Raw genomic sequence first — 13,544 nt, 5'->3', positions numbered from 1 at the left:
GTTGAATTTCCCACTATCTTCTACTTGAGATTGCTGCCTCCATCCCCAAGACCTTCTGGTTTCGTAAGTGTTTTCACTTGATTCACATCAATGATGGTCAGCTTTGCTGTGTGTGTTTCGTCATCAGTGTCATAGGTGGTGGTCAGACTTGTAAGATAAAAGGTTTCTTTATCGATTGTGATTTCCACGTTCCCGTCAGTAGTCTCATCTTCATTTCCGCTTTCCCCCATCAGCTCACTGACAACTCCTGGTGTCACATCATTCAGTTTTGGTGCTGCTTCATTAGAAGTAATCAAATATTGATCGCCCTTATCCTGCACTTCCCATTGCATATTTTCGCCCACAAGCTCATCGACCTGCACGCCTTTAAATCCTTTCAATATATTGGAGGATTGGCCTTCTGGCATCGGAACTGAAACCCACTGGTCTCCTGTCTTAATGTTCATCGATTCTTCACTCACAAACATCTCGATCACTGCAGCTTCACCACCTGAAGATGTGGTCGTTGATTTCGTATGGAGGCCGGGATTTTCATCTAACACCAAATCTGCTGAAAGCACAGTCGTTTTCTTTACATTATCATTGCTTTCTTCCACAACTTCCCCTTCCAAATGGAAGCTTGTCAATCCTGCCATCGCTTCTGCTGATTGACGCAAGAGTTCCTTAGCCTCCACCGATACTTGTACTTCTTTCGATACTACAGGAACGGCATCTTTTCCATTAAAACCATCCCCGAATGAAGTGGTTTCACTCAATGCGACTAACGTAACGACTCCTCCGACAATCAGGACACCTGTAACTAGTTTCTTCACTCACGTTCCTCCTCTTTTTTATTCCACTTGCATCCTATTAAATACGAAAAGATATTTATGAAACCCGATCTTGCTTTGCGCAACAACATTTTTGCTATCATTCAACTAAAGCGGCTTTTACAATCAGCCTGTGCGTAGGATCAGGAACCGGATCACAGGTAATTAAAGTCAACATAGCTTCTCCCTTTGGTTGCTCCAATACGGATAAGTCATCAGGAGTCACAAGAAAGGACTCCTTGACTCTATATTCATATTTCCCCTCTGTCGTGTTAATGACCACCATGTCACCTTGCTGAACTTCATCCAACCGGTTAAAAAGCTTGCCATCACTATATCCCCTGTGGGCAGCCAGTGCTGCATTACCATTATGGCCAATGGCGGCCGTCCCATTCATATGCCCCACTCCATATTTAAGATTGTCGGCATTTGCCCCCTGCAGTACAGGCAGTTCCAGTTGGATACGAGGGATTTCAATCGTGCCTACTAAATTCGTCTCCTTTTCATCATTCGCGAAAAAAAAGTCACTCGCCTCTCCCTCCTCAAGCAGCTGGCTCACTTCTTGTAAATCATCCTTAACTTCAGGTGGGGCTGCTGCGCTTACCTCCCCGGCTTCAAATTGTTCAATCAGCTGATTTTTCTTATACGAATCATATTGATCATTAAAAAAAGGGTAAGACAGAATTCCAATCCCTATGAGAATGATTACGACCGCTATCCATTTCATTCTGCCGTCCTCCTTAATATGAAAAAGAGAGCAAAATCATCTTATGATTCTGCTCCAGCCATTTTACGTTTTTTCACGATGATACTTTTGACATACAGCGAAGTTCCCGCTGCCAAAAGCAACCCGCCAATAAGGTAATACAAGTATGGGGACCCTTCACCTGTTTGAGGCAATAAACCTCCTCCGGAAGATACAGGCTGTGTATTCGGCGATTCGGGTGTGCCGCCATTGTCAGAATCAGAACCGGCACTTGGAGTTATATCCCCTTCGGCAACGAATTGGAAAATGACTTCTGTTGCTAAGCCCTGATATTCATTTCCGGATTCATAAGGAAATTCCACTCTAAGTGACAACTCATCTGAACTTTGCGCATTTAATCTTCGCGCTTCCATCCCTTCAAAGTCTGATAAAGAACCACTGAACACATTCGAGTTTCCGAACGATAACGTCAAATGTAATTGATTGTAGAGTTTCTCTGATCCGCTTTTTAAAGAAGAAGTCATTTTATAGTGAAGGTCTGAAGTGCCATTATTGTCGAGTGTCAAAGTCCGGACGGCATAATCCCCCGGTTTGAAATTTTCGATATCCATGACACGTTCATGTGAGGTTGATAGATCAATCGTTGATGCGTTTTCTAACGCTTGAGTTGATCCAATCGGTTGGAAGAGGACAAATAATAGAATAAGCAGGCTATAAATGCTGAAGATTTTAAGAAAAAGAGGGGTGTTTTTCATATGTAATCTCCTTTAATTTATTAATAAAAGGCGGGGGAGATCCCCCACCTTTTAAAACACTATTATCTAGCTTCTCCAGCGCCCTGTTCACCTTCAAATGTCCATTCAAGAGATAAGGAATCTCCTTGGAAGTGATTTTGATCCTCTCCATTATCTACAAACTCATATTGTACATATAATGTGTCGGAAGTACCTGCAGCAAGGTTCCCTCCTCTTTCAGCCAACCATCCACTAAAGATGTTTCCTTCTATTACATCAGGACTCATACCTTTCAAGTCAGCTAAGGTAGTGGAGAAGATCGGTGCATCTAACTTATCTGCGTTAAGTAGGAAATTCACTCGAATATGATCTCCAAAGTCATCTCCATTATTATTTCCGGCACCTGATACTGTATAATCAGTAACTAAATTAATACTAGCAATATCCAAGCTGCCACCATTGACTAGATCAAAAGAGCGAAGCATCGTGTCTCCAGGTTTAAGATTATCTACCCCAATAACTGTAGTTGGTTCCGCAGATAGATCAAGCGTACCTGCAGCGAATGATCCACTCGCCTCAGCTGAATCACTGAAGTAGGCAAACGTTCCTCCACCAACCAAAGACAATCCCAAAGCCGCCGACGCAACACCTAAACCTAATTTCTTTTTCAAACCCATACATCTTCCTCCTCTAAGTATTTATGTTTTTTTATATTGAATCCTTGTTATGTACAAGGAGTACAACCGTTAAGCTTTTGCTGATTCTTCTTTCGATTTATCATCCAGCTTGGAAATTTCCCGCCAGATCGAGTAACACCCATAACTGAATAATCCGACACCTGGCACAACCAGAAGTAAAAGTGAACCTAATTTAGAATTTGCAAAATCCATGACATACCCTATATATGGAACCGTGAAATCAACATATTTAGCGACGACATTGCTGGCTAGAACGGGTTCCAAATCGGCTCCGTCATTATTATCCCCTTTGGTAATGTAGCTGGTGTTTTCACCTGATCCTTTAACTTCGAGAATCCGGTGAGTGACAAGCACGCCTTCTTCTTTAAGAAAAGTGATGACGTCCCCTTTTTTGTAGGTGGCCCCATCTTCTGTTGGCTCGACCGCTATGATAGAACCGGTTTGGAAGGTAGGTTCCATTGACCCGGAAAGCACTGTTTTCAATTGGTACCCCATGAACGTGGATTCTCCACCAGATATTTTAGATACTGCGACGATGACGACCATGAAGATCAAAATCCCGTAGAGTAGAAATGTCATCGCCGTACTTAGTATGTTCTTCATCACCAAACCCCTTTGTGTTCGAATTAAGGCTTAACCTTATCTTCTTTAATTTCTTGCTCATCATCTTCATCGTCCTTATCTGAAGATGCCTTGCTTGCTTCTTTCTTATCAGGCTTTTCACCTGTTTCATCTTTTCTGACTTTTGTCTCGGCAGTGTCAGCTTTTTTCGAAGAATTGTTTTCTTTCTTCTCCTCTTGGCCAGAAGCATCTGTTTTATCTTGTTTCTTTTCCTTGTTCTCTTTCTTTTGTTCATCTTTTGGTTTATCGGCTTTTTCTTTATCTGGCTCAGCTGCTTTCTGGTCTTCCTGTTGATTCGAATCGGATGATTCAGACGAGTCGCTGCTGCCTTCCTGACTATCACTATCCTGTTTTTCATCTTTCTTCACTTCGTCTTTAGCAGGATCACTTGATTTGTCATCCTTTGCTTCTTCATCAGGTGAAGCATCTGCCTCATCTTTCTTAGCACTCTCTTCTTTCTGCTTCTCTTTCTCTTCCTTCTCTTTTTCTTCTTTTACTTTTTCTTTCTTCTTCAATAATTTTTCAACAGCCTCAAGATCACTATTTAACCCTTTGATTTTTTTAAGGGTAACCTCAAGGTCACTATCGATCTCGTCCTTGAGAGGATTTATCTCAGAGTCTATCGATGCCAGAAAACTTTCCCAAACGGCCTGATTGATCTCCGGTTTCCCACTCTTACCAAGTTGGATTGTGTGATAATAGACTAAGAGATGCTCGATTTGAGGATGACTCAGCTTGTTCTGTTTGAATAACTCGGCAAGCGCCCCGGCAGTTAATGGATACTCATCCTCTAGACACGAAACACTCGCACGGCTTGGAAACTTTTCAATTTTTTTTAGCAGATTATAAATCGTATTCGCTCTTTGTTCTAAATCGCCAGCCAGAGATTCACTCTTAGATAATGTTTCACCTAAGTGAATTTCGGTTTCCTGCAAGCTCTTGATGCCGGCATTAATCTTGGTAACTTCCTCTTTCAGCTGGGGAGTCGTATAATCCTTCCATTCAGCAGCAGGTTCATAAACAGACTCAAGAGCTGAAATCTCCGGAAGCCGCTTCAAGTCTTTTTTATAGCGAAGCAGGTCATCGTTCAATTCTGAGAAAACTTCATTTATGTAGCTTGGGAATACTTCGCACGCTTGTATTTTTGAAGCTGTCGTCTCAGAATCATTGAAGGCTCCTAACGTTTTACCGAACAACTGTGAACTGGTTCCGACTAACAGGGAACTGATGGCTACACTACAGGTGATCTGTTTGGCTTTTTTCAACCGTTTCACTTTCCTTTTCCGGCTAATTGAATCTTTCCTTCGCTCCAGAGGATCGCCCCCTTTCACCGCATCGTTCTTTTAAAATTAATTTTGTTCGTTATTAAGAATTTGTTAACCTGAGTATATCCGATGCTTCATATTTTGGAAACACTCAAAAAAGCTAAATTTCCTTTATAAAGAACAAATAAACTACTATTACCTTCGTTTTTCTAAGTTTTACTCAATTTATACATTTACCTTTCTTTTTTTAGAACAAAATTGTTCTAAAAAAAGAACTGCTCGAAATACTAATTAAAAGAGCTTTAAGCACCACAAAAATGCTCACATAGACATACGATGGTTTCGTAAACACAACTCTTCCGTAACACTTTCCATTTTTTAACGACTAATTTAACAAAGGGGGATGGGAAAGGTGAAGAAACTTGGGTTTCTATTCGTTTTAAGTGTTTTATTTTTATCGGCATGCGGCCAATCCGAACCGTCTCAAACAAAGAAAAAGCCTAAAAGCGGGGACGATTCGGACAGCTATTCAATGATCGTGGACTCCTGTCCAGAGCCAAACTATGACGGGGACACATTCGATGAGTTGTCAGAAGATGAACAAAATTTGTATGATGTAGAACAGATTTCCGATGAAATGAAAGAACATCATCCAGAAATGTTGCAAGTCTCCACACTCCAATCGAAACGGCAGGAATTCTTAAATAAGGGGATTTCTGAAAAAGGCTACACGTTGGAGGATTTGAAAAACATCGGTGACATGTATCTGGTTAAAGGGACAATCATTCTTCAATTCAAAGAGCAGTTGACCGAAGAAGAACAGCAAGTGAAAGAAGCTTTTATAAAAACAGCAGATGAACTCAAACAAAAATTCAATGAAAATGCTATTCATATCGAAGAAGTAAAGCTTTCTGCAAATGAGCTCAGAAAACAGAATGATGCTTTATCTAAAATCATAGACGGTTCTTCTATAGAAGATAAATTATGGGGCTTTGGCACATGTACATCTTCCAACCAATTAAAGATTGATGTGACGGAACCATTAACGAACGAAGAGCTCCAACATTTAAATGAAAATGCTGAAGTTAAAATTGCTGTTCAAGTGGAGGAGCCGAATCAATTAAAGGGTTACGTGACTGAAGTCAAAGAAGATGAAATGCTTGTGGATATGATTTGGTTCAGTAACCGTCCAGAGGAAGTAAAAGTGGGGGACCGAGTAAACGTCTCTTACACGAATGTAATGGAATCTCTTCCGGCACAATCAGGAGCTAAGGAGACGGAAATCTTAAAGGACCTTCAGCCTGAAGGTGCTGATATGAATACATCTGAAGCGATAGAAAAAGCAGTTGACCAGGGGAAACAAAAGATCCAAAGCTCTTCCCCACATCCCCAATATTTAAGTGTAAAAGAAATTGACTACAATAAGGAAAATGATCAATGGAACGTATTATTTGAAACGACAGCCGGAGATGAAGCCGTGGATATTCAAGTGGAAGATGAGTGAAAAACCGGGAAAATAAGTGAGGCTGTGACAAAAAAATTTCCGCTAGATTGTCCCAGCCCATAAAACAAAGGCCGCTCTAATCATAATGATTAGAGCGGCCTTTGTTGCAGAAATATAGCTCAGCTGAACTGACCCCTGTAAAAAAATCAGCTTAGTTAGAGTTAATTCATCTATACTGCAAGTTTCAAAGTCTAAATAGCTTTATCTTCTTTCTATACGTGTTCCATATAACTTGCTTTTATTTCCCTTAACACATCATCACCTGGACGATCCCAAATGGACTGGTTAATGATTTCCACTTCTATTGGACCGTGGTATCCAGATGCTTCAACAGCTTGGCGAATCCGATTGATTTCAATAACTCCGTCCCCCATCATGCCCCGTCCTTTAAACATATCAGGAACAGGTACAATCCAATCTGATACATGAAAACCCAGAATTCTTCCATTCGCCCGATCGATTTGGTTGTACAAGTCAGGGTCCCACCAAACGTGAAAGACATCCACAACGACTCCAACCTGGTTGGGGCTGTATTGTTCGGCTATCGAGTTCGCTTGCCCTAACGTGGAAATCACGGACCGATCGGCAGCGTACATCGGGTGTAGCGGCTCAATGCCAAGTTTTACGCCATGAGATTGAGCGAAAGGTACGAGTTTTTCAATTCCTTCTGCTACCCATTTGCGTGATGTATCAATATCACGGTCAGGTCCAGGTCCACACACAAGGACCAAAGTATCTGTGCCAAGTTCTGCCGCTTCTTCGATTGCTCGCCGATTATCATCCAGACGTCTCTCCCGCTCTGTGGATGTAGCAGCAGGGAACATCCCGCCACGGCATAGACTTGAAACCTTCAATCCAGCATCCTTAACGAGCTGTTTACTTTCCTTCAGCCCTATTTCTTCTACTTTATGTCTCCACAGTGAAATCCAGGGAATCTCAGCCCGGGCACTTCCATCTACGGCTTCCCGTAAGTTCCACTGTTCCGTTGTGATTTGATTCAGACTCAAATTCTCCATTAAAGGTTTTTTACTCATCTTCATCCCCCTAGCTAATTCCCGCCTGAGCTAAAACCAGTTTCATTCGTTCTGTCGCAAGCTCTGGTTTTTCCAATAATCCTGCCTGATCTGCCAAAACGAATAATTCGGCAAGGTGTGTGATAGAACGAGCTCCTTCCATGCCGCCGATCATCCGAAAATGGGACTGATGGCCATTCAAGTAAGCCATGAATACAACACCTGTTTTGTAAGAAAAGGTTGGCGTTTGGAAAATATGGCGAGATAGTGGTACAGTTTTTTCCAAGATAGAATCATATGTTGATAGATCGTCTTCATCCAGGGCGTGGAGGGCTGCCGAGGCTGCCGGGGCTATAGCGTCAAAAATGCCTAACAAAGCATGGCTGTATCCCTGTTCATCCCCTTTAATTAAAGATGGATAATTAAAGTCGTCACCCGTGTACATCCGTACACTATCAGGTAATAAACGACGCATTCTAATCTCTTTATTTGCATCTAATAAGGATATTTTTATCCCGTCCACTTTATCTTCATTCTCTCGAATAATTTCCAGACACACGTCCATGGCTTCATCTGAACTTTCATATCCCCAGTATCCTTTTAAAGCGGGGTCGAACATATCTCCAAGCCAGTGCAAAATAACCGGCTCAGAAACATTATTTAAAATTTTATTATAGACACGTTTGTAATCCTCAGGTCCGTTAGCGCAGGCAGCTAAGGCGCGGCTTGCCATCAGGATGATTTGACCGCCTTCTCCCTCAACAAAAGCACATTGCTCCTCATAGGCTGCTTCGACATCTTCCAATCGAACATCCGGGCCTGGCGCTAGCTGATCTGTACCAACACCACTCGCAATCTTCCCACCAACGGCCTGCGCTTCTTTGACGGATCGATGAATCAATTCCTTAGCCGACTCCCAGTTCAACCCCATCCCTCGCTGGGCTGTATCCATGGCCTCTGCTACGGAAAGACCGAGTGACCATAAGTGATGACGATATTTCATCGTGGCATCCCAATCAACTTTTCCATTAGACAAAGGATCTGTATCCGCTAAAGGATCGCAGACGACATGGGCAGCTGAAATGGCGGTTCGACTTTGAAATGATTTGCCTTTGGGTATCTGAAAGGGGGTGGATCCCTCTGGTTGATAGGTATAAATTTTGCGGCCTTCTCCAGGTAATATTAATGAACTAACCATTGCTTTTCCTCCTATAACTTCAACTCTGGAACATCAATCCAACGTCTTTCTTTCCAGGACTGTAAACCGAGATCGGATAGTTGTGTACCTTTGGCTCCCTCCAAGAGATCCCATTCAAAAGGTTGATTTGCAAATACATGCTTGAGGAACAGCTCCCATTGGACTTTAAAGCCGTTATCAAACACCTTGTTATCCGGAACGTCCTCCCACTGTGCTTGGAAATCATGCGGGTTTTGAATATCCGGATTCCAAACCGGTTTCGGCGTGTTGATACGATGCTGGGTTTTGCAGTCGCGCAGACCTGCCACAGCACTTCCTTCTGTGCCGTCAACTTGAATGGTCAATAAATCATCACGGTTGACCCGCACGGCCCAGGAGGAATTGGCCTGAACAACGATTCCACCGTCCAGCTCGAAGGTTCCATATGCGGCATCATCAGCCGTACACTTGTACCTTTCCCCCTGTTCATCGACACGTTCTGAAATATGAGTGGCCCCGAGGCAGGATACCGAACGAACCGGTCCGAATAAGTTGTCGATAACATAACGCCAATGGGCGAACATATCCACGATAATTCCACCGCCATCTTCTTCGCGATAGTTCCAGGAAGGACGCTGCCCCTCTTGCCAATCTCCTTCAAACACCCAATAACCGAACTCCATCCGAACAGAGAGAATTTCCCCGAAGAAGCCTGAATCGATCAGTCTCTTCAATTTCAGAAGCCCTGGCAGAAACAGTTTATCCTGCACGACCCCATTCTTTACTCCCGCTTCATTCGCCAGCTTCGCTAATTGCAGCGACTCTTCCACACTAGTCGCTGTCGGTTTCTCACAATAAATGTGTTTCCCTGCTTTGATTGCTTGACGAATGCCTTCTGCACGTCTGACTGTCGTTTGGGAATCAAAATAAATTTGATTGTATGAATCTTCAAGTGCAGCATCAAGATCTGTGCTCCACCGTTCGACTCCATACTTATCTGATAACGCTTTCAATTTATTCTCATTTCTTCCTACTAAAATAGGATCAGGCAAAAGGGTATCCCCATTATCCAACAGAACTCCGCCTTCTTCTCTGATTGCTACAATCGATCGAATTAAGTGCTGGTTTGTGCCCATACGGCCTGTTACACCATTCATGATCAAGCCGATTTTGTGTTGTGCCATTTTAACTTCCCCTTTCGATTTGGTTGTAAATTTATCTTAAAGCATTAAAAAAAATCCGTCTTATTAATCTAAGAACGGATTTCTTAAAATCGGAAACGAATTCACGATTCAGGGAAGTTCCACTTTATATGCCGTCCGGTACTTATTTGGCGATACTTCGGTGGAATTTTTAAACGTACGATAAAAAGTGGACAATGACTCAAACCCAACTTCAAAACAAATCGACGCAATGTCTTTATCTGTTTTAGTTAACAGTTTTTTAGCCAAGTCAATTCTTACCTCTGTTAAGTATTGAATTGGGGTGACCTGATAGCGGTCTTTAAAAATATTATTGATATGTCTCGTACTCATTCCCAGCTTGGTAGACAAATCACTTGAACTAATAATCTCAAAATAATGAGTGTCTATATAAGTTCGTAAACGTTCCGCACGCAATACATTGGCATCAAACGCTTCCGGTTGCGCTTGTGATCTGGTGAACTTCAGTAAAAGCTCCGATAGAAAAATTTTCATCGCCACATAATTGATGGAATTCCCATGTGACTGTTCATACAACATTTTACGCAATAACTGCCTGACGTTACTTCCATCCAATGGATTCAGTTCAACTAATCGAGTATCCGGAAAGTAAGGATCTAATAAGTCGTCATTGACGGAAGAACCTAAGATGGATTGATCGAAGGCCAGCACCAAAACAGTCAGCTTGGAATCTGAACTGATGGAGTGTGCCGAATACGGAACAATCACCGCAACACGGTCCTGCTTAAAGGGAAAGCTCTTTCCGTTTAAAACAACCTCCCCTTCGCCTTCCAACGCATATAAAATTTGATGAACTTCATGATGATGCTCCTTAATCATATCGCCTGCGGTATGGTTACTTTCATATAAACGTATACCCTCTGTAGTTAAATCAAATTCTCTACTACTCATAACCAAATGCCTCCATGAACCATTTTTTCACTAATCTGATATTTTATATCTTAACATAGATAAATAGTTTAGAGGTTCAGGCATTTCAATAGGAAGAAAATGGTCTGCTTCTTATCCGTTCCTATCCCTCATATATTGTTATAGCTTTTAACATCACCACATAAAGAATAAATAGAAAAACTATAAGGGGATGGATGAATGAGAACAAGTTACAGAAAGTGGTCAGAATATCCTTATTCAGGAGAGCAAACCCCGCCTGAACCCTATCCCGCCCCCGCTTACTTTCCAATGTTCTTTATTTTCAGGCAAGGAAACAATGAATTCCTGGATCCTTTCAGACAGCGTATTCATTGGCAAATCAAAACTCCTGATAGTATTGAATGGGGAGCAGAGCTATCGTTTGTAGAACAGATCTTATCATCCTTGACCCCTCAAAAGATCCAACTTGCGCAATACTGGGGGAATGCTGAAGCCACCCAGAATATGCTTCCTATGATTTTCAATTTAGCGGAAAAATATCGGATAGGGTCACCGCAAACGGCCCGGGTGCTCGGATATTTTCACGCGGCTGTCAATGATGCCTTTGTGATTTCGTGGTATTTTAAATATCTTTGGGATGTGGCCCGTCCAAATCAATACGGTCAGAACCTGGTGCCTATTTTGGCTACACCGCGTTTTCCATCCTATCCTTCTGCCCATGCCACTGTAGCAGGATGTGCAGATTCCATATTAAAGTATTTCTTCCCAGCAGAAGCAGCAGGCATACAAGAGACTATGGAAGGATGTGCTTTATCACGTTTGTATGCTGGTGTACATTTTGAAGTGGATAATGATGAAGGGTTGAGATTAGGCAGACAAATCGGAGAAATCGTTGTAAACGTACTGAGAACACAAAATCTCAATAATGGTTAATGGCACACTTTGATTTGAGGGAACGATTCACCTTATACAACAGTTGCCCCTCAAGTTTCACAAACCTCTTAGGGCGTCCGGTAATTCTAAACAAAAAAAGTAACTGTAAGCCGTGGATTGGCTGACAGTTACTTTTTTGAGAAAGTTACAAAATCTTCACTCACCGACTAAATCTGTTAAAAACAAAGAAAGTTGCGGGTTGAATGTAATGATAAGCAAGGCGAAAATGAGAACGAGCATAAATGGGAAAGCCCCTCGTGTAACACTCATAATCGGCATTTTACTAACCCCTGCTGCGACAAATAGATTCAAACCGAATGGAGGTGTCAACATGCCGATGGCCAGGTTAACGATCATAATTATTCCGAAATGAATCGGGTCGATGCCCATTTCAATAACAACGGGAAGCAAGAGCGGGACTAAGATCAGGACGGCGGCACTGGAATCCATGAACATCCCTACAAATAATAATAAAACTGTTGTAATAAGTAAAAAGATCAGAGGGGTCGAGGCCACTTCAATAATATGTGCAGCTAATTGAGTAGGAATCTGTTCGAAAGTTAAGTACCAGCTGAATATTTTGGCTGCAGCTATCACAAGCATAATCATAGATGCGGTGACAACAGACCTTTTCGTAACCACAAACAGATCTTTCAATGTCAATTCCTTATAAACAAAGAAACCAATCACTAAACTGTAGACGATAGCCACAGCAGCTGCTTCGGTCGGAGTAAAGATTCCTTTATAAATTCCTCCTAAAACGATGACTGGCATGATGATGCCCCACACCGCAGACTTCGTAGAATTCCATAACTCCCTGCGGCTAACTCGCTCATCCGGCTTGTGCCCCTGTTTTTTTGCTATGATGAAACTGACGATAATCAAGACCAAACCGATGAAGATTCCAGGAACAATCCCTGCTATGAACAACTCGCTTATCGAAACTTCCGCGACAGCCCCATAGACGAGTAATGTGATACTTGGCGGAATGATGATCCCCAAAGATCCAGCAGCACACATTAAACCAACAGCAAACCTCGGGCTGAATCCCGCCTCTTTTAAGGAAGGAATCATCACTCCACCAATAGCGGCTACCGTCGCGGGACTGGATCCGGATAATGCAGCGAATACCATGGAAGAGAGAACCCCTGCAATAGGTAACCCGCCAGTGGTCCAGCCGACCAGTTTTTTCGCTAAATCGATCAGTCTTTTTGATGTACCGCCTGCAAGCATCAGGTCACCGGCAAAAATAAAGAATGGAATCGCCATAAGGGAAAAAGAATCGATTCCTGAAAACATCGTTCTTGCAAAGGAATCAATCGGGATGTTTGCTTGGTACATAGCAATAAAACTGGACAGACCAATAGCAACAGCAATTGGAGTACTAAGCAGCATTAGTATAAGAAAGATAACAATAATCACAGCTTAGAAACCTCCTCTAGCTTCACGTCCTCCAGCGTCTCCTTTTCGTTCCGGTTTTTAATATGATTCACCAATTGTTGGGTAAATCTGATGAACATTAAAACTCCACCAACAGGAATCGCTAAATACGGGACATACATCGGAATTCCAAGTGACGGGGTTACACTTCCGAAATTCATTACATTTGAAATGATTGCGAATCCAGAAATGACCAGGACGATGCAAAAGGCCATAGCCGCCAAACTAGCCAAAACGGAAAAGATCGTCTTCCATAACTTTGGCAGATAAACAATAACGGCATCGACGGCGACATGCGCTTTTTCCCTTACTGCAATACTGCTTCCGATAAATATGAACCACACAATCATATATCGCGCAGCTTCTTCAGACCAGACTAGTGAGTAGTTGAAGGAATATCGAAGAACAACTTGGATAAAGACAAGGAAAGAAGTGATGATAAGCGTGGAGACAGCAAGATATTCTTCGAAATGATTGAGAATTTTATTTAATTTATCCACAGATAACCCTCCTTGATGTTCAAAATGGGACGGCTCAAGCCGTCCCAAACT

14 protein-coding genes are annotated in these 13,544 nt (G+C 42.3%); 2 read left to right on the top strand and 12 right to left on the bottom strand.

All coding sequences use genetic code 11. The features are described from left to right. Window positions 1-20: 20 nt before the first annotated feature. The 6 genes from ACTWPX_RS10200 to ACTWPX_RS10175 all read right to left on the bottom strand — a co-directional run bounded on the left by ACTWPX_RS10200 (window position 21) and on the right by ACTWPX_RS10175 (window position 4,833). Complete coding sequence (locus ACTWPX_RS10200) at window positions 21-812, bottom strand: DUF6612 family protein (RefSeq protein WP_443119671.1); 792 nt, start codon at window positions 810-812, stop codon at window positions 21-23. A 97-nt stretch (window positions 813-909) separates the two neighbouring features. Then, complete coding sequence (locus ACTWPX_RS10195; protein WP_443119670.1) at window positions 910-1,536, bottom strand: class D sortase; 627 nt, start codon at window positions 1,534-1,536, stop codon at window positions 910-912. 41 nt (window positions 1,537-1,577) lie between these two features. Beyond that, entirely contained in the window at window positions 1,578-2,270 is a 693-nt protein-coding gene (locus tag ACTWPX_RS10190) for a TasA family protein (protein WP_443119669.1), read from the bottom strand. Between the two features lie 62 nt (window positions 2,271-2,332). After that, entirely contained in the window at window positions 2,333-2,926 is a 594-nt protein-coding gene (locus ACTWPX_RS10185; protein WP_443119668.1) for a CalY family protein, read from the bottom strand. A 69-nt stretch (window positions 2,927-2,995) separates the two neighbouring features. Continuing rightward, window positions 2,996-3,550 carry a signal peptidase I SipW gene (gene sipW, locus ACTWPX_RS10180; RefSeq protein ID WP_443119667.1) on the bottom strand — a complete coding sequence of 185 codons (555 nt, stop codon included), beginning with the start codon at window positions 3,548-3,550 and terminating at the stop codon, window positions 2,996-2,998. 23 nt (window positions 3,551-3,573) lie between these two features. Beyond that, window positions 3,574-4,833 carry a hypothetical protein gene (locus ACTWPX_RS10175; protein WP_443119666.1) on the bottom strand — a complete coding sequence of 420 codons (1,260 nt, stop codon included), beginning with the start codon at window positions 4,831-4,833 and terminating at the stop codon, window positions 3,574-3,576. A 412-nt stretch (window positions 4,834-5,245) separates the two neighbouring features. Here ACTWPX_RS10175 and ACTWPX_RS10170 point away from each other — a divergent pair, with 412 nt between their 5' ends. Further along, entirely contained in the window at window positions 5,246-6,337 is a 1,092-nt protein-coding gene (locus ACTWPX_RS10170) for a DUF3221 domain-containing protein (protein ID WP_443119665.1), read from the top strand. A 212-nt stretch (window positions 6,338-6,549) separates the two neighbouring features. Here ACTWPX_RS10170 and ACTWPX_RS10165 read toward each other — a convergent pair whose 3' ends face one another. The 4 genes from ACTWPX_RS10165 to ACTWPX_RS10150 all read right to left on the bottom strand — a co-directional run bounded on the left by ACTWPX_RS10165 (window position 6,550) and on the right by ACTWPX_RS10150 (window position 10,641). Further along, window positions 6,550-7,371 carry a sugar phosphate isomerase/epimerase family protein gene (locus ACTWPX_RS10165; protein ID WP_443119664.1) on the bottom strand — a complete coding sequence of 274 codons (822 nt, stop codon included), beginning with the start codon at window positions 7,369-7,371 and terminating at the stop codon, window positions 6,550-6,552. 10 nt (window positions 7,372-7,381) lie between these two features. Beyond that, window positions 7,382-8,548, bottom strand: coding sequence for a dihydrodipicolinate synthase family protein (locus ACTWPX_RS10160; protein WP_443119663.1), 1,167 nt, complete (start codon window positions 8,546-8,548; stop codon window positions 7,382-7,384). Window positions 8,549-8,559: 11 nt separating this feature from the next. Beyond that, window positions 8,560-9,711 (bottom strand): Gfo/Idh/MocA family protein, encoded by a 1,152-nt coding sequence (locus ACTWPX_RS10155; RefSeq protein ID WP_443119662.1) that lies wholly within the window; start codon window positions 9,709-9,711, stop codon window positions 8,560-8,562. 108 nt (window positions 9,712-9,819) lie between these two features. Beyond that, window positions 9,820-10,641: a helix-turn-helix domain-containing protein gene (locus tag ACTWPX_RS10150; RefSeq protein ID WP_443119661.1), complete on the bottom strand. Its 822-nt coding sequence runs from the start codon at window positions 10,639-10,641 to the stop codon at window positions 9,820-9,822. Window positions 10,642-10,839: 198 nt separating this feature from the next. On the opposite strand from ACTWPX_RS10150, the gene ACTWPX_RS10145 reads away from it, so the two are divergent. After that, window positions 10,840-11,553 (top strand): vanadium-dependent haloperoxidase, encoded by a 714-nt coding sequence (locus ACTWPX_RS10145; RefSeq protein WP_443119660.1) that lies wholly within the window; start codon window positions 10,840-10,842, stop codon window positions 11,551-11,553. Window positions 11,554-11,709: 156 nt separating this feature from the next. On the opposite strand, the gene ACTWPX_RS10140 is transcribed toward ACTWPX_RS10145, so the two are convergent. Together ACTWPX_RS10140 and ACTWPX_RS10135 are read right to left on the bottom strand one after the other, a co-directional pair. After that, window positions 11,710-12,975 (bottom strand): TRAP transporter large permease, encoded by a 1,266-nt coding sequence (locus tag ACTWPX_RS10140; RefSeq protein ID WP_281974636.1) that lies wholly within the window; start codon window positions 12,973-12,975, stop codon window positions 11,710-11,712. After that, window positions 12,972-13,493 (bottom strand): TRAP transporter small permease, encoded by a 522-nt coding sequence (locus ACTWPX_RS10135; protein ID WP_443119659.1) that lies wholly within the window; start codon window positions 13,491-13,493, stop codon window positions 12,972-12,974. The genes ACTWPX_RS10140 and ACTWPX_RS10135 overlap by 4 nt, the downstream gene beginning before the upstream one ends. Between the last annotated feature and the right edge of the window lie 51 nt (window positions 13,494-13,544).

It is taken from the genome of Halobacillus sp. H74 (genome assembly GCF_052246715.1).
GTDB classification, from domain to species: domain Bacteria; phylum Bacillota; class Bacilli; order Bacillales; family Halobacillaceae; genus Halobacillus; species Halobacillus litoralis_A.
The sequence above is the reverse complement of the archived record's forward strand: the minus strand, read 5'-3'. Positions and strand labels throughout refer to the sequence as shown.

Bases quoted from the DNA above. Each gene is read 5' to 3' on its own strand.
- ACTWPX_RS10160 (WP_443119663.1), bottom strand. From the start codon at position 8,548: ATGGTTAGTTCATTAATATTACCTGGAGAAGGCCGCAAAATTTATACC.
- ACTWPX_RS10145 (WP_443119660.1), top strand. From the start codon at position 10,840: ATGAGAACAAGTTACAGAAAGTGGTCAGAATATCCTTATTCAGGAGAG.
- ACTWPX_RS10195 (WP_443119670.1), bottom strand. From the start codon at position 1,536: ATGAAATGGATAGCGGTCGTAATCATTCTCATAGGGATTGGAATTCTG.
- ACTWPX_RS10185 (WP_443119668.1), bottom strand. From the start codon at position 2,926: ATGGGTTTGAAAAAGAAATTAGGTTTAGGTGTTGCGTCGGCGGCTTTG.
- ACTWPX_RS10150 (WP_443119661.1), bottom strand. From the start codon at position 10,641: ATGAGTAGTAGAGAATTTGATTTAACTACAGAGGGTATACGTTTATAT.
- ACTWPX_RS10155 (WP_443119662.1), bottom strand. From the start codon at position 9,711: ATGGCACAACACAAAATCGGCTTGATCATGAATGGTGTAACAGGCCGT.
- ACTWPX_RS10165 (WP_443119664.1), bottom strand. From the start codon at position 7,371: ATGAGTAAAAAACCTTTAATGGAGAATTTGAGTCTGAATCAAATCACA.
- ACTWPX_RS10190 (WP_443119669.1), bottom strand. From the start codon at position 2,270: ATGAAAAACACCCCTCTTTTTCTTAAAATCTTCAGCATTTATAGCCTG.
- sipW (WP_443119667.1), bottom strand. From the start codon at position 3,550: ATGAAGAACATACTAAGTACGGCGATGACATTTCTACTCTACGGGATT.